At 33.1% G+C, this 19,946-nt stretch carries 13 protein-coding genes; 9 read left to right on the plus strand and 4 right to left on the minus strand.

Translation table 11 applies throughout. The features are described from left to right. Positions 1 to 68: 68 nt before the first annotated feature. Positions 69 to 2,450: a hybrid sensor histidine kinase/response regulator gene (locus tag IWX84_RS01825; RefSeq protein ID WP_196849053.1), complete on the plus strand. Its 2,382-nt coding sequence runs from the start codon at positions 69 to 71 to the stop codon at positions 2,448 to 2,450. Here IWX84_RS01825 and IWX84_RS01830 read toward each other — a convergent pair. Beyond that, positions 2,447 to 3,232 carry an NYN domain-containing protein gene (locus IWX84_RS01830; RefSeq protein WP_196849054.1) on the minus strand — a complete coding sequence of 262 codons (786 nt, stop codon included), beginning with the start codon at positions 3,230 to 3,232 and terminating at the stop codon, positions 2,447 to 2,449. The genes IWX84_RS01825 and IWX84_RS01830 overlap by 4 nt on opposite strands. Before the next feature lie 265 nt (positions 3,233 to 3,497). Here IWX84_RS01830 and IWX84_RS01835 point away from each other — a divergent pair, with 265 nt between their 5' ends. Continuing rightward, a complete protein-coding gene (locus IWX84_RS01835) occupies positions 3,498 to 4,760 on the plus strand; it encodes an aminotransferase class I/II-fold pyridoxal phosphate-dependent enzyme (protein ID WP_196849055.1) in 1,263 nt (420 codons plus the stop codon). Positions 4,761 to 4,872: 112 nt separating this feature from the next. Then, the gene (locus IWX84_RS01840; RefSeq protein ID WP_196849056.1) at positions 4,873 to 5,346 is read left to right on the plus strand and encodes a hypothetical protein; all 474 of its coding nucleotides are present in this window, start codon (positions 4,873 to 4,875) and stop codon (positions 5,344 to 5,346) included. A gap of 124 nt (positions 5,347 to 5,470) precedes the next feature. Here the strand turns inward: IWX84_RS01840 and IWX84_RS01845 are convergent, their stop codons facing one another. After that, positions 5,471 to 6,589 carry a GTP cyclohydrolase gene (locus IWX84_RS01845; RefSeq protein ID WP_196849057.1) on the minus strand — a complete coding sequence of 373 codons (1,119 nt, stop codon included), beginning with the start codon at positions 6,587 to 6,589 and terminating at the stop codon, positions 5,471 to 5,473. Positions 6,590 to 6,591: 2 nt separating this feature from the next. Then, positions 6,592 to 7,563, minus strand: a complete 972-nt coding sequence (locus tag IWX84_RS01850) for a transporter (RefSeq protein WP_196849058.1) — start codon at positions 7,561 to 7,563, stop codon at positions 6,592 to 6,594. Positions 7,564 to 7,697: 134 nt separating this feature from the next. Here IWX84_RS01850 and IWX84_RS01855 point away from each other — a divergent pair, with 134 nt between their 5' ends. The 5 genes from IWX84_RS01855 (at position 7,698) to IWX84_RS01875 (ending at position 14,068) form a co-directional block, all read left to right on the plus strand. Continuing rightward, entirely contained in the window at positions 7,698 to 7,979 is a 282-nt protein-coding gene (locus tag IWX84_RS01855) for a DUF4834 family protein (protein ID WP_196849059.1), read from the plus strand. Between the two features lie 94 nt (positions 7,980 to 8,073). Beyond that, positions 8,074 to 10,476 carry a YfhO family protein gene (locus IWX84_RS01860; RefSeq protein ID WP_196849060.1) on the plus strand — a complete coding sequence of 801 codons (2,403 nt, stop codon included), beginning with the start codon at positions 8,074 to 8,076 and terminating at the stop codon, positions 10,474 to 10,476. A gap of 52 nt (positions 10,477 to 10,528) precedes the next feature. Then, on the plus strand, positions 10,529 to 11,818 hold the full coding sequence (locus IWX84_RS01865) for a glycosyltransferase family 4 protein (RefSeq protein WP_196849061.1): 1,290 nt from the start codon (positions 10,529 to 10,531) through the stop codon (positions 11,816 to 11,818). A 47-nt stretch (positions 11,819 to 11,865) separates the two neighbouring features. Beyond that, a complete protein-coding gene (locus IWX84_RS01870) occupies positions 11,866 to 13,332 on the plus strand; it encodes an oligosaccharide flippase family protein (RefSeq protein WP_196849062.1) in 1,467 nt (488 codons plus the stop codon). 436 nt (positions 13,333 to 13,768) lie between these two features. After that, a complete protein-coding gene (locus tag IWX84_RS01875) occupies positions 13,769 to 14,068 on the plus strand; it encodes a hypothetical protein (protein ID WP_196849063.1) in 300 nt (99 codons plus the stop codon). A 4-nt stretch (positions 14,069 to 14,072) separates the two neighbouring features. Here the strand turns inward: IWX84_RS01875 and uvrA are convergent, their stop codons facing one another. Next, complete coding sequence (gene uvrA, locus IWX84_RS01880) at positions 14,073 to 16,868, minus strand: excinuclease ABC subunit UvrA (RefSeq protein WP_196849064.1); 2,796 nt, start codon at positions 16,866 to 16,868, stop codon at positions 14,073 to 14,075. A gap of 186 nt (positions 16,869 to 17,054) precedes the next feature. Between uvrA and IWX84_RS01885 the strand changes: the two genes are divergently transcribed. After that, on the plus strand, positions 17,055 to 19,856 hold the full coding sequence (locus IWX84_RS01885; RefSeq protein WP_317192090.1) for a triple tyrosine motif-containing protein: 2,802 nt from the start codon (positions 17,055 to 17,057) through the stop codon (positions 19,854 to 19,856). The last annotated feature ends 90 nt before the right edge of the window (positions 19,857 to 19,946 follow it).

The raw sequence follows: 19,946 nt of genomic DNA on the forward strand, positions 1-19,946 counted from the left end.
ACGAGGCGGACTTAAAACCCAAAGTGCTATTTTTAACGTAAATGTATAGTACAAAAAAATATATGCGCATGTATCAAAAATCCTTTATTCCATTTTATACTATTCTGCAATTTTTATTTTTTATTTTGTTTTCTACAAATGGCTTTTCGCAATATGTCTTTCAGGAAAAGGCATTTCCGAAAGAATTATCGCTTCATAATTTCACGACAGTTGCTGATGTAGGTCAGAAAAAATTAAATATTCAGACGGTAATAGCTAATTATGATTCCTTTAATCCAAAAAAACTTAAAACTGAAAATGATGATTTGGGTTTTACTGAAAATAATTTTTGGGCTAAAGTTGAACTTCAAAACCCAACCGGTTCATCTTTAAATTATTACCTTGAGACAGCAAGACCCATTACTGATTTAGTTGAATTATATGTAGTTGATGGAGCTTCAGGAAAAATCACCAAAATGGTAAGTGGTGATGCTATGCAATATTCTAAACGTAGTTTTGATAATAGGAAATCAGTTTTTGAGTTGGAAATTCAGCCTAAATCCAATCTGAAGTTGTTTTTGCATTTAAAGAGTGACGGTGAAGTGATAAAAATGCCGTTGATGCTATATTCATCAGAAAATTTCATAAAGGTGGTGTCAAGAGAGCAATTTGTTTTTGGCTTTTTCTATGGTATTTTAGGAATTGTAGCCGTGATTTATTTCTTTTTCTTTTTTGCTTTACGCGAAAAAACCTTTTTATACTATAGTTTATATGTTGTCTTCGTTGGGCTGTTACAATTTTCATTAGATGGTTATTTCTATCAGCTAGTTACACCGGATGGAGGCTGGTTTTCAAATCGCGCGGTATTGCTGTTTGCAATAGTTGGCGCTTTATTATCCGGGAAATACAGTGAAGTATTTTTGAAAATTAAAATCCATAGCACAAAAATATATATACTGTTTAATCTTAGTTACGCATTATTATTTGGTTTATTGTTTTGTACCTTATTTATTCCTGCTACTTTATTATTTTGTTATCCTTTAGTAAATGTGCTTGGGCTACTATTTCTATTTTTGATTATTTATTCCATAGGATATCTTTATTATAAAAAGAAACCTGTAGATCCTTTATTTACGATTGGAATTTTCTTTTTAATTGTTGGATTTGGGGTGTTTATTTTGAATAATTTTGGACAAGTTACCAGTAACTTTTTGACTCAAAACAGCTCTAAGTTGGGAACAGGTTTAGAGATTATTTTTCTGTCGTTGTCAATGTCAAATTTGATTCGGAATCTTAAAAACGAAAAGAACGAATTGAATAGGATTGCATTGGTTCGTTCCGAAGAAATGAATGACTTAAAATCGTATTTTTTGTCGAATATTAGCCATGAATTGCGAACTCCACTCAACGCCATAATGAATTTGACTGATTCCATTTCTAAAGAAGTGCAAGACGATAGTATCAAAAAAAACTGCCAAATTATAAAATATTCTTCCCATAGTTTATTGAGTTCTGTTAATGATATTTTAGATTTTTCTAAAATCGAAAAAGGAGAACTTAAACTCGAAGTCACCCAATTTGAGCCTGTTCGACTTTTAGAACATTTGAAAAATAATGCAATCAACAGAGCCAACGATAAAGGATTAGAATTTCAATTTTCAACATCAGATTCAATTCCCGATTTTATGATTGGTGATGTGACTAGATTAGCGCAAGTAGTTAATAATGTATTGAGTAATGCTATTAAATTTACATCAGAAGGGTTTGTAAAATTTGCAATTGATGCGGAAACGAAGTCCAATAACAGAGCCAGTCTAATAATGACCATTTCTGATTCAGGTGTTGGAATCCCAAAAGAAAAAATGGATAGTATTTTTGATTCTTTTTCACAAAATAATATTGATAATAAGCGAAAATTTGGTGGACTAGGGTTAGGGCTTTTTATTGTGAAGACCTTAGTCGATATGCAAAATGGAACTATTGAAATGACTAGTAAAGTCAATGAAGGAACGACTTGTAAAATAACGATTGATTTTGATGTGGTGATACAAGAAAAAAAGGAAGAAGTTGTGATCGAGCCAGCGGTTTACGATTTAGAAGGAAAAACTATTCTTGTGGTGGAGGATAATCCCATCAATCAAATGGTCATTAAAATGATTACCAAAAAATGGTTGAATACGACGGTATTTTATGCTAATAATGGTCAGGAAGGTTTGGACGCGTTTTCAACAAACCAATTTGATATTGTATTAATGGATCTTCAAATGCCGGTTATGGACGGTTACGAAGCCGCGATCGCAATTAGAAATGGGGAAGCTGGAGCAGCGAATGCCAACATCCCCATTATTGCAGTAACCGCTGATGTTATGGAAACAACAAAACAGCGGGTTAAGGAAATAGGTATGAATCATTATTTATCAAAACCAATTAAGAAAGAAACTTTATTTGAAATTATAAAAAGTTTAGTTTAGCTGTAACGCAAGCGAACATAAACGTGCTTAATCCCTTTTTTATCGGATTCTCTTTCGTCAATTTCCAGGATATCAGTTAGTGATTTTAACATTGGTGTTAGTTTAGAAAAACCATAATTTCTAGGATCAAATTCTGGTTTTCTCTTGACAATCATGTTTCCAACGTCACCAAGAAATGCCCAGCCATCATCATCACATATGTCTTCTATGGAGGTTTCGATAAGCTCTATTGTATGTATATCTATTTTGTTTAACGATTTCTCAACGGGTTTCTCAACAGGTTTCTCGACGGGTTTTTTAGTGTCGGTTGAACGTTTTTTTGCTTTTTTCTTGATTGCGCCATCCAAAACTTCGATGTAAATAAATCGATCGCAGGCAACAATAAAGGAATTCGGTGTTTTTTGTTCTCCAATTCCAATAACTTTCATTCCAGATTCTCTTAAACGAATGGCCAATCGTGTAAAATCGGAATCACTGGAAACGATACAAAAACCATCCACTTTATCAGAATATAATAAGTCCATGGCGTCAATAATCATCGCTGAATCCGAAGAATTTTTACCGACTGTGTAGCTGTATTGTTGAATAGGCGTAATGGCATGTTCTAATAAGACACTTTTCCAACCTCCGGCATTTGGTTTGGTCCAATCGGCATAAATACGTTTGGTAGTTGGCGTTCCGAACTTAGCGATTTCTTCCATCATTCCTTTCACATTGCTGTATGGAACGTTATCAGCATCAATGAGAACCGCGAGTTTTAATTCTATTGTATCTTGTGACATAAATTTTTAAAATTGAAATAGTGATTCAAAGATACAAAGTTTATCAATGGAAACTATTATTTAGCCCTAATCGAAATGGAAAGCCTCGACTGAAAAAAAGTTTTTGAGGGAAAGCTTAAAATGTAGAGTAGGAAATTGGTCCTAATTGTCAAGTTTATTGCAGATAGAACCGGATAACGAAAATAAATTTGCTTTCAATACTTTTATAAAATTTAAATAATTATTTTTGCAACTTCTTAAAATTAAAATTATTACTTGAGATATTATGGTAAAGGATTTATTCGAAAGGATTCAAAACAATAAAGGGCCATTAGGAAAATGGGCTTCACAGGCTGAAGGTTATTTTGTTTTCCCTAAATTAGAAGGTGAACTTGGTCCAAGAATGCAGTTTGGTGGAAAAGATATTTTGAACTGGAGTTTGAATGACTATTTAGGTCTTGCCAATCATCCGGAAGTGCGTCAAGCAGATACAGATGCGGCAATTCAATACGGTGCTGCTTACCCAATGGGAGCGCGTATGATGAGTGGACAAACTAAATATCATGAGCAATTAGAGAATGAATTGGCTGCTTTTGTAATGAAAGAATCCGCTTATTTATTGAATTTTGGATACCAAGGAATGGTTTCAATCATTGATGCTTTGGTTACTAAAAATGACGTAATTGTTTACGATGTTGATGCACATGCTTGCATTATTGATGGGGTTCGTTTGCACATGGGTAAACGTTTTACATACCGTCATAACGATATTGAAAGCATGGAGAAAAACCTGCAACGTGCTACCAAATTAGCCAAAGAAAATGGTGGTGGAATTTTATTCATTACGGAAGGTGTTTTTGGAATGCGAGGACAACAAGGTAAGTTGAAAGAGATTGTTGCGATGAAACAAAAATATAATTTTCGTTTGCTGGTAGATGATGCACATGGTTTTGGAACACTTGGTAAAACAGGTGCTGGAGCAGGTGAGGAGCAAGGCGTTCAAGATGATATTGATGTTTATTTTTCGACTTTTGCAAAATCGATGGCTAATATTGGAGCTTTTGTAGCAGCAGATAAAGACATTATTGATTATTTAAAATATAACATGCGTTCTCAAATGTTTGCCAAATCGTTACCAATGATTCAGACAATTGGATCTTTGAAACGTTTGCAATTGTTGCGTGATAATCCTGGATTGAAAGACAAATTGTGGGAAAATGTAAATGCATTACAAAGCGGATTGAGAAGCAAAGGGTTCAATATAGGCGATACTAACACTTGTGTTACTCCAGTATATCTTGAAGGAAGTGTTCCGGAAGCGATGGTGATGGTGAATGATTTGAGAGAAAACTACGGAATTTTCTTGTCTATTGTAATTTATCCGGTTATTCCAAAAGGAATGATTTTATTGCGTGTTATTCCAACGGCTCCGCATACTTTAGCTGATATTGATGAAACGTTAGTTGCTTTTGAAGCGATTCGTGAAAAATTAGTAAACGGTACATATAAAGAAATTGCATCAAGAACTACGGTTGATTTAGACGCCTAGTTTTTGTTGTTTTGAGTTAGAAAAATCCATTCGTTTTGCGGATGGATTTTTTTTTGGCGAAATAATCCAATGGGAATATCGTATATTTATTGAAATTGATAAATAAAAATGTATGAAAAAAGTACTTGTCTTAAGTCTCGTGTTGATGAGCATTCTTGTTTCTTGTAAAAAAGAAAAAGAAGTTGAAGTAGTTCCAGTCGCTCCAGAAAAAATAGCTGTTGAAGAATCTATTTCCGAAGAATGTTACAGTGGCACTATTAAAAAAGACACTATTTCGATGAATTTGATAGTTAAAGGAAATCAAGTAACTTCAGGAAAATTAAGCTACAATTTTTACGAAAAAGATAAAAATGAAGGAACACTTGTTGGGGAAATAAAAGGCGACACACTTCTTGCTGATTATACTTTTATGTCCGAAGGTGTTTCATCCGTTCGTCAAGTTGTTTTCTTGAAAAAAGGAAACACGTATGTGCAAGGTTTTGGAGATGTTGTTGACGATAATAAAGGGAAAGTAGCTTTCAAAGACAGAAAGCAATTAAAATTCGATGGGAAAACCGTTTTGTCAAAAGTAGAATGTAAAATGTAATACGCTTCGCTTAATAAAATCATTAAAAGGAGATGGAGCTGAAACCGTAAATATAATGGAATGAGAAAATCCCATTTGCCACAGGCAAATGGGATTCTTTCTAAACTCTAAACTCTAAACTCTATTACAATTCTTTTGTAAAGGTGCACCTTCTTTTGTGAATCACGGGATCAAAATGTTTCCATAAGTTGATACTGGCAGCATTATCAGATAATTCAGGAGTTCTGAAGCAATTTACAATTCCTTTTTCTGTGAAAGTTTCGTAATATTCATTGAAAATTATTGCTGTAACCGCCTTGTTTTGATAATCAGGATGAACGCCTATCAGATAAAAAATCACATTCTTACTTTGTTTTTTAGCCCTTAGCAAATGCAGGAATCCAAAAGGAAATAATTTTCCTTTTGATTTTTTCAAAGCTTCCGAAAAATCAGGCATTACGATACTAAAAGCCACAATATTATGGTCTTTGTCTTCTACAAATTTGATGTATTCCGGATTAATAAAACTGATGTAATTTTTCTTGAAATATTCTTTCTGGGTATCTGAAATTGCCACAAAAGACGATAAAGAAGCGTACGATTCATTGAATAAATCAAACATTTTATCCACATGGGGCATTATTTCTTTGGTGGTTTTAAAATTTAATGGTGATAATTGATACCTTTTCTTTACCAGTTCATTCGCCTTTTTGAAAAATTCAGGTTTTACATTTGAAAAAGGGAATTTACTTTCAATATATTCTTTTTCTTTAATGTAACCCAGTTTTTCAAAATGATGCGAATAATACGGATGATTGTACCAAGTAATCATGGTTCCAATTTCCTCAAAACCTTCAGTAAGTACGCCTACTTTATCCAAGTTTGAAAATCCCATTGGACCCTCCACATATTCTAAATTGTTTTTTCGACCCAGTTCATAGACTTTTTCGAGTAATGCTTGTGTGACTTCGAGATCATCAATGGTATCAAACCAGCCAAAACGGACTTTCTTTTTTTGCTGATCATTTACCTCTTTCCAATTTATTATGGCAGCAATTCGCCCTACAATTGAATTGTCTTTGTAAGCGAGGAAAAAATAGGCTTCGGCATCCTCGAAAGCAGGGTTTTTAGTCTTGTCAAATGTTTCTAATTCGTCCGAAATTATTGGTGGAACCCAGTATTTATTGTCTTTGTATAAAGAAAAAGGGAATTTAATGTAATCCGTTAATTCGCTTTTTGTTTTCGCTTCTTTTATTGTAATCATTATTAATTTAAAGGTGTAGTTTCTATTTCGTCTTTACGTTTTTTGCTTTTTTTCTCCGCTTTCTTCTCCGCTTTTGTTTTGGATTTGTCACCGCTGTCAATGTTGATTCGTACTTCTTTATAACCGGCATCATAGCGCCAAGAAAAACCAACTCCGCCATAAAGAATAGAAGGCGTGGTTTTTAAACTGCTACTTATGGAAGCATCGATTTGCATGTCTTTATTTAGTAAATAGGCAGCACCGCCTCTTACGATGGCATCACTGTAAAAATCACTTTTGAAACCTTGATTTTCAATAAACCCAGACCATTTTCGGTTAAATCCTCTTGTTAAAGTTAGTACATATCCGTAACTTGGAAAATCAGTAGAAATATAATCGGCGATGATATTAGTTACAAAAACCCATTTTCCGTCTCCCAAATGATTTTGGGTAATTAACATGACTTTTGGAGAAATACTAGCTTGTCGAGAAAAAGAATAAGGATTGTCAGCCATCGTGAAATTGGCTCCTGCAAAAATAGAAACGGCAGGAATTAATTGGTGCCAATTGAACGCATGATTGGCTTTCCAACTGTAAATATTAATATTTTTTTCGTAATTTTTAAATGGATCATAAACCAAATATTTTACTCCCACTACGGTTTGCTTTAGAGCAGATTTAGTAGCACTGGTTAAATTTGTTGTGAATGTTTCCTTTTGGTATTGTAAATCGGCTACTACTTCTAATTTTTCCAACAATAATCCGTATCGTAAAGTGAAGTCTAAACCAAATCCATTGGCATCATAATTCAATAAACTATGATTTTCTTTTATGCCATAAATTCCTGTTTCCACTTGAATCACTTTTTTACCAACAGCAAAAGCCGACATGGTTTCTCCTGGTCTGTTTGAATTGATTTGGTCCGTGTGCTGTCCATAATGTAACATTGGAATCATGAAAATGGCTACGATAAGTGTAATTTTGATTTTGGACATATTATTTTTTTAAGATTAAAAGTAATAACGCATTTCAAATGTACTATATTTTATCATTTATTTAAGAATGATATTTTAATTTTGTCCCGAATTTTGGGATGGATTTATTAATTTTGTAAAAAATTATTTTGATTATGCAAACAGCCTCTTTTACAGGTTTTATAGAAACCATATTTTACATTCTGGCTTTTTATTATATTTTTAGATTTTTGGCAAAATTATTATTGCCTCTATTGGTGAAAAAAGTGGTGCAGAAAGCTGGAGAAAATTTTCAGCAACAGCAACAACGTTCACAAGATACTTCATGGAACCAAACGCAAAATAAGGATGAGGCTATATTCAATACAGGCAATTCTAAAAAACCTCGTGAAACCAAAAAAGTAGGAGATTATGTGGATTATGAAGAAATTGATTAAGTTTGCACCATCTGGTTTACTTGGTTGACATCAATCTGATTTTTATTCGGGTTTTGCAAATCATATGGTAAACTTTAAACTCTAAACTTTTTTAATGAAGATTCTTAATAAGTTCTATCCGCACGCCTTAGCCATACTTGGTTTTGTACTCATTTCTCTTATTTATTTTTATCCTGTTTTACAAGGAAAACAAATTTTCCAATCGGATATTGTTCAATACACCGGAATGGCTAAAGAGCAAAACGATTTCAGAGCCTCGGATCACATAGAACCTTATTGGACAAATTCTGCTTTTGGAGGAATGCCCACGTATCAATTAGGGGCGAAATATCCACACGATTATATTGGAATGATTGACGATGCATTGCGTTTTTTGCCCCGTCCTGCTGATTATTTGTTTTTATACTTCTTAGGATTTTATGGATTGTTATTAGTATTGAAAATTGATCCGTTGAAGGCCTTTTTTGGCGCGCTGGCTTTTGGTTTTTCTACTTATTTAATTGTAATTCTGGGTGTTGGTCATAATGCCAAAGCGCATGCTATTGCTTATATGCCCCTTGTTATAGCTGGTTTTATAATGGTTTTTCGGAAAAAATATGTTTTAGGTGGTTTAATCACCATGTTTGCTGTGGCATTAGAAGTTAATGCCAACCACTTCCAAATGACTTATTATCTGTTGATCTTCTTATTGATACTTTCTGGTTATTTTATTTATCAGGATGTCAAAGAAAAGGAGTATAAATCTATGTTTTATTCTTTTGGAGTACTAGCGATAGCAGGAATTTTTGCTATTGGAGCCAATGCTACTAATTTATTGGCAACTACAGAATATGCCAATTTTAGCATCCGTGGAAAAAGCGAATTGACTTTCAACCCTGATGGATCAAAAATCATCGGCAATAGCGCCATGAGCAAAGAATACATAACAGAATACAGTTACGGTATAGCTGAAAGTTTTAATCTTATTGCTCCAAGACTTTTTGGAGGTTCTAATAATGAAGCGCTGGGTAAAGACAGTAAGATGTATGATTTCATGATTGGTCAAGGCGTACCGGAAGCGCAAGCAAACGATTTTGTCTCTGGAATGCCAACCTATTGGGGAGATCAGCCTATTGTGGCTGCACCTGCTTATATTGGAGCCGTTGTTTTCTTTCTGGGAATTTTGGCTTTGTTTATTGATAAACGAAAAATAAAATATGTATTTCTCTCGGGTGCAATAATCGCGTTACTACTTTCTTGGGGTAAAAATTTCCCTGTATTGACGGACTTTTTTATAGATTATGTTCCCATTTATGATAAATTTAGAGCAGTTTCTTCTATTCAGGTAATTTTAGAATTATGTTTTCCAGTTTTAGCGGTAATGGGATTACATTCTTTTATGAAATCTGAAAAAGAAGAACAATGGAAAGCCTTATGGCAAACGGCATCAATAGGATTGGGAACACTTGTAATTTTATTTTTATTAAAAGGGATGTTTAGTTTTTCGGCAGCTAATGACAGCTATTTACTTCAAACTTACGGTCCGGGTTTTGTAGATGCATTCAAGGCAGATCGTATGACTATGTATAATGCTGATTTATTACGTTCCGGTTTCTTTATTTTGCTTTCAGCTGGTATTTTATGGCTATTTATAAAGAATAAATTGGCTCAAAATACAACTGTAATTTTGGTTGGTTTATTGATGATTTTTGACTTGTTTTTTGTCGATAAAAAATATGTTTCCGGTAAAGATTTTGTTTCCGGACGTGAGGTCGAAGTACCTTTTCAGGAAAGCCCTTCGGATACTCAGATTCTAAAAGACACCACTCATTACAGGGTTTTTGAAGTAAATGGTTTATTAAGCGCCAGAACTTCTTATTTTCATAAATCTATTGGAGGATATAGTGCGGTACGACCTCGAAGAATGCAACAATTATTTGATTACCAAATTGCCAAAAACAACATGGAAATCCTCAATATGTTAGATGTTAAATATATTATTCAAACGGATAAAGAGAACAAAGAATTTCCAACTTTGAATCCTAACGCCAACGGGAATGCATGGTTTGTGAGTCAAGTGAAATCAGTTTCATTAGCTGATGACGAAATGAAAGCTTTGGATAATTTAGATTCTAAAAATGTTGCAGTTGTAAATGACAAGGAGTTTAAAATTAAAAATAAGGCTTTCGCCAAAGACAGTTCGGCAACAATTATTTTAGATTCATACAAACCAAATTATTTAAAATACACGTCTAATAACACCAATGAAGGTTTAGCTGTTTTCTCTGAAATGTATTATGGAAAAGGCTGGAATGCCTATATCAACGGAAAAAAAATAGATCACATTCGTGTGGATTATGTTTTGAGAGCGCTGGAAATTCCTGCGGGGAAACATTCGATAGAATTTAAATTTGAGCCGCAGGTGATAAAAACAGGAAGCACGATTACCTTGGTTAGTTCGTTTGGAATGTTGCTGCTTTTAGTTGGTGGGATTTATTTTGAAAAGAGAAAAAAGTAGATACACACCGTAGAGACGCACTGCAGTGCGTCTCTACCATAAAACAATTAAATTGAAACCAGAACCAAAAAAAATCCTTATAATCACTTATTATTGGCCACCAGCTGGAGGTCCTGGCGTACAGCGTTGGTTGAAATTTGTAAAGTATTTACCTGATTTTGGAATTCAGCCTGTTGTGTATATTCCGGAGAATCCAACCTATCCCATTGTTGATGAAAATTTAGTTAAAGAAGTTTCAGAAAAAGCAATCATTCTGAAACATAAAATCTTTGAACCTTATCAATTGGCATCATTTTTATCGAAGAATAAAACCAAGAAAATGAATTCAGGAATTATCCCAAATCAAAAAAAACAATCTTTTCTGGATAAAACTTTTCTTTGGATACGAGGCAATCTTTTTATTCCGGATGCCCGTGTTTTCTGGGTTAAACCATCGGTTGCTTTTTTAGAAAAATACATCACAGAAAATAATATCGATACTATTGTTACTTCTGGACCGCCACACAGTTTGCATCTTATTGGATTGGAATTAAAACAAAAATTAAATGTAAAATGGTTTGCTGATTTTCGGGATCCTTGGACAACTATTGGCTATCATAAATCATTGCGATTATCTAATTATGCCGCCAAAAAGCACAAAGCGTTAGAACATCAGGTTTTGAATACAGCCGATACCATAATCGTAACCAGTAAAACTACTAAAACCGAATTTGAAGCGATTACGCGCCAACCTATTGCGGTAATTACAAACGGTTATGATGATGAGAATGTGGAGAAGCAAACTTTGGATACCAAATTTAGTTTGGCACACATTGGTTCTTTTCTATCTGAGAGGAATCCTTTGATCTTATGGGAAAGTCTGGTGGAACTAATTAATGAAATTCCAGATTTTAAATCGCATTTGGAAATTAAATTAATAGGAGCGGTAAGCCAGGAAGTTTTGGGAACCATTTCGCAATTTGATCTGAATCCGTATTTGAATAATTTAGGATATGTTTCTCATAGTGAAGCGATTTCGCATCAAAGAAAATCGCAAGTTTTGTTACTTATCGAAATAAATTCAGAAGATACTAAAAGCATTATTCCGGGAAAATTATTCGAATATATGGTTTCTAACAGACCTATTATTGCCATTGGTCCAAAGAATTCTGATTTTGCTGAGATCATAACCGCGACTAATACTGGCGCGTTCTTTGACTATTCTGAAAAAATGAGATTAAAAAGTGTAATTTTGGCATTTTATTATCAATTTTTGGAGGGTAGACTGCAGTCAAATGGAGTAGGTTTACAAAAATATTCAAGAAAAAGTCTCACAGGAGAATTGGTGGAATTGCTTAAATAAATGTAAATTAAAAGTGAGATTGCTTCGTGCCTCGCAATGAAAAAAAAATGGGAATAGTTTTAAATCAGTCCTTAAAGAATACGGTAATCACTTACATTGGATTTGGAATTGGAGCCATAAATACAATTTATTTATATCCTGTTTTTCTTGGAGCCACGTATTACGCGCTAACAAATTATATCACATCTTCAGCTAATGTAATTATGCCTTTGTTCGCGATCGGAATGCAGAATACTTTAGTAAAATACTATTCTCAATATGAAACTGAAGATGAAAAATCTCAGTTTTTGTCTTTTACTGTGCTGTTTCCTTTATTATTGTGTATCCCTTTAATTTTGATAGGTTTATTTTTCTATGATGACATTGCTTATTTTGTGTCAAAGAAGAATGCGGTTGTCAGAGAATTTTTATGGCTTATTCCATTTACAGCTTTGAGCATGGCTTATTTCGAAATTTTTTACGCTTGGGCAAGAGTACATATGCATTCTGTTTTTGGTAATTTTATTAAAGAAGTGGGTTTGCGATTACTATGTCTATTTGCCTTGATTTGCGTCTATTATAAATGGATGACCGTAATAGAGTTTGTTTATGTTATGGCAGGCATCTATTTCTTCGCTTTTGTGATTACGATGTTCTATGCATTTTATATAAAAAGACCTAATTTTCAATTTTCGATTCCGGAGAATTTAAAACATATATTAGAGTACACTTTTTATATAATTTTATCCGGAAGTGTAGCTAATTTGCTTTTGGATGGTGACAAAATGATACTTAATCAATACATGAAAATTGAAAACATTGCGTATTACTCGGTAGCAACTTATATTGCTTTAGTAATATCGGTTCCAAGCCGGGCCATGCATCAGATTGTTTATCCCATTACGGCTAAATTAATGCACGAAAATAAACAGGAAGAATTAAATGTGTTGTATAAAAAAACATCGATTAACCTGCAGATAGTGGGTGGTTTTGTGATGTTGTGCATTTTTGTCAATATCAATCAGTTATATGAAATGGTGCCAAAAGAATATAGTGGCGGTATTTTGGTCGTATTTATGATTGGATTATCTAAATATTTCGATTTAATTTTAGGCAATAACAATGCAATAATTTTTAATTCAAAATATTATCGCATGGTATTGTTTTTAGGACTTATGTTGGTTTTTCTGACAATAACTTTGAATATGTTTTTTATACCTAGATATGGAATTATAGGTTCTGCATTCGCGACCTTATTATCGGTAACTTTATATAGCTTGGCTAAATTACTTTTTGTGGTAAAACGAATGCATTTGTACCCTTTTACAAATCAAACGGTTTATTCGCTGTTGATTACTTTTATTCTATTTATATTGTTTTATTTCTGGGAGTTTCCTTTTCATCCCATTGTTGCTATTGGAATGAAATCGGTATTAGTAGCTATGTTATATGTCTATATCAATTATAAATTTGTTGTTTCTCCTGAAATTAACCAAGTTCTTGACACTGTTTTAAAAAGATTAAAAATAAAATAAATTGCTGTTATAGTTCAAAATTCCTCTTTACCTAATCCGGAAGACTTTTTTTAAAATTATATAATGACTGGTGTGCATTTTCTTAAAATTAGAAAATGAATACTGGTTTTTTATTGTTCTTTAATAATTGTAATAATCTTCTCAAGATAAATATGGCAAATTTATAGGTATTTTCTAGTTGACTGTAAGTTGATTAGCCGTTTTCAAAGTGTGAATTATGTAACTCTATTCCGCTATTATGTAATATTTGACGTGGTTTTTAAAAATATATTTGTAATCTAATTAATTGCAAAATAATACATCATTTAAATTACAATCAAAAAATCACTAAAAGTGGGTATTGTACGAATTATATGTAACACTTATTTTTGTATTAATTATTTGTCTAAACTGATTTAAAAAAAAAATACTAATTAGTCAAATTAAAAACAATAGTATGGTAATTTCCCAAATTGCAAACGAAGATAATTTTCAAAAATATTCAAATATTATTGCTGATAAAATTAGCAACGGATTTGTAGTTGAAGAAAGAAATGACAAACTGCCTTTTGCCGTTTTGTCAAAAGATGGTAAAGCCGTAGATCACAGTTTAAATTTTGTAATTTGTTGTCTTACATTAGGCTTATGGTCTATCCCTTGGATTTACAAAACGTATGTGACTTCCAAAGAAAAAAAGATATTAGTCGCTATCGATGAAGATGGAAACACATTTGAAGAAAATTGTTATATTGGATAGATTTTTATATTTTTTCTTTAAGATATTTTCCAGTAACTGATTCTTTTATTTTAACTATTTGCTCAGGCGTGCCTGCAGCCAGAAGTTTCCCGCCATTTTCCCCACCTTCAGGTCCTAAATCGATAATCCAATCCGCACATTTTATCAGGTCAAGGTTGTGTTCAATTACAATTATTGAATGTCCTTTCTCAATTAAGGCATCAAAGGAAGTTAATAGTTTCTTGATGTCGTGGAAATGCAATCCTGTTGTAGGTTCGTCAAAAACGAAAAGTGCTTTATCTTTTGTAGCTCCTTTTACCAAGAAAGAAGCAAGTTTGATACGTTGCGCCTCACCACCTGAAAGTGTAGAGGATGATTGACCCAATTGCACATATCCTAATCCAACATCTTGTAGCGGTTGCAGTTTTTGAATGATTTTAGCTTGCTTATTTGCAGTAAAAAAAGCGATGGCATCATCAACAGTCATGGTTAGAATATCATGGATGTTTTTGCCTTCAAAGGCCACTTCTAGAACTTCTTTTTTAAATCTTTTTCCGTTGCAGGTTTCACAAGGTAATTGTACGTCGGCCATAAAAACCATTTCTACATTAATGGAACCCTCTCCTTTGCAGGTTTCGCATCTTCCTCCATCAACATTAAAAGAAAAATGTTTGGCCAGATAACCTCGTATTTTTGATAATTTTTCTTTGGCATACAATTCCCGAATGTCGTCATATGCTTTTATATAGGTCACTGGATTAGAACGAGAACTTCGACCAATAGGATTCTGATCGACATATTCAATGTGTTTTATTTGTGAAAACGAACCTGTCATTTCAGTGAATTGTCCCGCTTTTTCACCCACATTCTCCAGTTTTTTCTGCATGGCTGGAAACAAAATTTTCTTGACAAGCGTACTTTTTCCACTTCCGGAAACTCCCGTGATTACGGTTAAAACATCCAATGGAAAAGTAACATCTACATTTTGAAGATTATTTTCTCTGGCACCTTTTATTTCGATGTAATTCTTGAAAGCTCTTCGTTTCTTTGGAACCGAAATTTCTAAGTCTCCGTTCAAATATTTTGCGGTTAGCGATGTCGATTTCAGGATTTCATCAAATGTTCCTTGTGCAACTAAATGACCACCTAATGTTCCCGCTTCCGGACCAATATCGATTATCATATCAGCTGCTTTCATTATATCTTCATCATGTTCCACAACAATAACGGTGTTCCCTAAATCTCGAAGTGAAAGCAATACTTTTATTAAACGTTCCGTGTCTTTTGGGTGCAAACCAATACTTGGTTCATCAAGAATATACATGGATCCTACCAAGCTGCTTCCTAACGAAGTCGCTAAATTGATACGTTGTGATTCTCCACCTGAAAGCGTTGATGAATTTCTATTTAAAGTAAGATAATCCAAACCAACCTCTGTTAAAAAAGCCAATCGATTATTAATTTCAACCAATAATCGTTTCGCGATTTGCTTCTCATAAACATCTAAATCAATGCTGTCAAAGAAACGAACCAAATGCTTAATAGGTAAATCAACTAAATCAGAAACAGTTTTAGAATTTATTTTCACATAAGAAGCTTCTATTCTCAAGCGTTTTCCTTTACATGAATAACATTTGGTTTTACCGCGATAGCGCGAAAGCATCACACGGTTTTGTATTTTATAATTTTTTTCTTCTAATTCTTTGAAGAAACCATTGAGTCCTTGAAAATATTCATTTCCGTTCCAAATCAATTCTTTTTGGCCTTCCGATAATTGAAAGAAAGGTTTGTGAATGGGGAAATCAAACTTGTAAGCATTGTTTACCAATTCATCACGGAACCAACTCATGCTTTCGCCTCGCCAAGGGAAAATAGCGTTTTCAAAAATAGATAAAGTAGTATTTGGCACCACCAATTCGGCATCAATACCTATAATATTTCCGTAACCTTCGCAGACTGGACAGGCACCATAAGGATTATTGAAACTAAACAAATGAACGTTTGGCTCCAAGAAAGTAATGCCATCGAGTTCAAAATTATTAGAATAAGAATATTTTTTATCTGAATTTAATTCTTGAAGATAACAAATTCCCTTTCCTTCAAAAAAAGCCGTTTGTACTGCATCAGCGAGACGATTATAGAATTCTTCTTCTCCCGAAGATTCGGGATTAACCACAATTCGGTCAACAATTAGAAAGATTTCTTTTTTGCTTAGTGAGTCCGGTAAGTCGTCTAAACGAACCATTTCATTATTTACTAAAATTCGAGCAAATCCTTGTTGCAAAAGAACTTTTAGTTTGTCTTCCAGTTTTCGGCCTTCTTCTAGGTGAATAGGAGCGAGGAGCAACCATTTACTGTCACGTTCAAAAGTTTTCACGTCAGTTACAACATCAGTAACGGTATTTTTTTTGACTTCTCGTCCGGAAACAGGTGAATACGTTCGTCCTATTCTGGCAAACAATAATTTTATATAATCGTAGATTTCTGTTGAAGTTCCTACTGTGGATCGGGCATTAGTCGTGTTTACCTTTTGTTCGATAGCGATAGCAGGCGCAATTCCTTTAATGTACTCTACTTTTGGTTTGTCTAATCGTCCAAGGAATTGTCGTGCATAAGAAGATAAACTTTCTACATAACGGCGTTGCCCTTCGGCATACAAAGTATCAAATGCCAAACTCGATTTTCCGGAACCAGAAAGTCCAGTAATAACCACTAATTTATTCCGAGGTATGGCGACATCTAAATTCTTTAAGTTATGTACTTGTGCGCCTTTTATGATGATATTTTTCTTTGGATCTAATGTAGAAAGGTCAACTTGCATAAAACAATAATTTTCACAAAAGTAATCAATTTTCAACGGAGAAATAGGATTGAACGAATCACAAATAATGATTAAAAAAGGAGCAGAAATAATCTTTTTACTTGTTGTATAGTTTTTATGTTTTCTATCCAATAAATAAATACTATTTTTAAGTTTATTTTTGAAATACTTAACATCACTACACCATTGAAAACAAAACTATACATTTTTCTTTTTTTAATGTCATTTAATGCTTTTTCTCAAGAATTGCCACCAATTGTCAAATACGCCTCTGCCACTTATGGAGCAGGAAACCAGAATTGGATGATTTCGCAAGACCAAAACCATTATGTTTACTTTGCCAACAATGAGGGATTATTAGAATTTAACGGTTCAAATTGGGAATTATATCCATCCCCAAACGAAACCATTGTTCGTTCTGTAAAAGTGATTGGAAGTAAAATTTTTACGGGATGCTATATGGAATTTGGTTTTTGGACACGACAGGCAAATGGGAAACTGAAATATACTTCGCTTAGCAAAACAATAAAAAATAAAATTCTTGATGACGAGCAATTTTGGAACATATTAAACTACGACCAATGGGTGATTTTCCAATCTTTGAACCGAATTTACATTTATGATACTAAATCGGGTGGTTTTAAAATTATTGCACCCAAAAACAATATTACCAAATCGTTCCGCACAAAAAATTCAATTTATTTTCAGACTATAAAAGAAGGACTTTTTGAAATTGAAAGTGGAAAAGGACGTTTGGTTTCTAGTAATCCTATCTTACAAAACAATCGGATTGTCAACGTTTTCGCTATTGATGAAGGACTATTAATCCAGACGCAGCTAAATGGTTTTTATAAACTTGTTGGAACTGCGGTGACTAAATTTTCTACGGAAGTTGATTCGGAATTAGCAGCCAGCAGCGTGTACAGCAGTCAATTGCTTTCAGATGGAAGTTTTGCTTTGGGCACCGTTTCTAATGGGGTCTTTATCTTAAATAGTAATGGGAAAATTAAATATCATATCACTCAAAACAAAGGATTGAGTAATAATACTGCGCTGTCCTTGTATGAAGATGCTGATAAAAATCTGTGGGCAGGACTGGACAACGGAATCAATTGCATTAACCTGCAATCACCAATACAAAGTTTTGTAGATGATACAGGAATATTAGGAACTGTATATACTTCCACGCTGCACAATGGCAACTTGTATGTAGGAACCAATCAAGGTTTGTTTTATAAAAATTACCAGACTAATGATGAATTCAAATTTATAAATGGAACCAAAGGACAGGTTTGGTCTTTGTTTGAATACGATGGAACGCTCTTTTGTGGACATGATTCAGGAACATTTGTAATTGAAAATGCTGTTGCAAAAAATATATTTTCAGCTTCAGGAACTTGGAAATTTGAAACCGTTCCTCATCAAAAAGAGCTTTTGCTTCAGGGAAATTACTATGGAATTTCAGTTTTGGAAAAAATTAATAATCAATGGGTTTTTAGAAATAAAATTGCCGGATTTAATTATTCCGCAAGATATTTCGAAATAACCAATGCTCTGGAAGTATATGTAAGCCATGAATATAAAAGTGTTTTCAGATTACAGTTAGATAATAAATTACAGAAAACGAATGGTTTTACGACTTATGTAACTCCTCAAAAAGGGAAAAACGCGAGTTTAACAAAGTTTAATAATGCAATTTATTACGCGTATAAAGAGGGTATTTTTAAATTAAATACTAAAACGAAAAAGTTTGAAAAGGATAAATTGCTGAGTTCCGTTTTTGAAAAAGATGAATATACATCAGGGAAATTAATAGTTGATAATTCCAATAAAATCTGGTTGTTCTCAAAAAATTACATTTATTATTTCTCATTAAGTAAATTGAGTAATCAACTCAAGCAAAATGTAATTCCAATTCCTGCATCACTGACTAATTCTATGTTAGGATTTGAAAATATTTCTCAAATTTCAAATTCGGATTATCTTATTGGTACAACCGATGGGTATTACACGATGAATATTAATGACTTGAGTTTTAAAAATTATAATGTTTCTATATCTACAATTGCCACTAATAAGTTGAATGAAACCTTAATTAATAGATCTATTCAAGAAAGTGGAAGTTTTAAGTATGATGATAACAACATCACAATCAGTTATACGGTACCAGAATATAATAAATATATCAATGCAGAATATCAGTTTCTTTTAGAAGGATTTCAGAACGACTGGAGTGAGTGGAACGCAAAAAATTCCATAAGTTTTAAAAATTTGCCGCCAGGTGATTATACCTTTAAAGTGAGAGCTAAATTTGCTAATTCTATAGTGGATAACGCAGTGGTGTATACTTTTAGAGTGGAAAAACCTTGGTATTTAACCAACCTTGCGCTTTTTGTCTATTTCATTTTTATAATTGTAATGGCTCAATTTATTCATAAAACGTATCGAAATTATTACCAAAAACAAAAAGAAAAATTGATAGAAGAAAATAATCTATTATTGGAGATTAAAGAGCTTGAAAATGAGCAGGAATTAATGCGAATTAGAAACGAACAGTTATCTCAAGATGTAGATACAAAAAACAGAGAATTGGCGGTTTCCACGATGAGTTTAAATAGTAAAAATGAATTGTTGGCTTTTATTAAAGATGACTTGAAGAAAACTACTGATGATGGAAACAGAAGTATAAAATCAGTAATATCTACGATTAATAAGAACATAACCGAAGGTGATAGTTGGAATGTTTTCAAGGAAGCTTTTGATAATGCCGATAAAGACTTTCTTAAAAAAATGAAATTGGCTCATCCTTTATTAACTCCAAACGATTTGAGGTTGTGCGCCTATTTAAGATTAAACCTTTCTTCAAAAGAAGTGGCTCCTTTGCTGAATATTTCGGTACGTAGTGTTGAAATAAAAAGATATCGTTTGCGTAAAAAAATGGAGTTATCGCATGAACAAGGACTTGTTGAGTATATTCTAGCTGTATAGTTTTGTGAAAATAGTTTAAATAAAACCATACATCACCACAACATTAACGTTATTGTTGCGGTTTCTCCCTTCTGTAGAAAATATATCTCT

Source organism: Flavobacterium sp. CG_9.10 (genome assembly GCF_015752245.1).
Taxonomy (GTDB): Bacteria; Bacteroidota; Bacteroidia; order Flavobacteriales; family Flavobacteriaceae; genus Flavobacterium.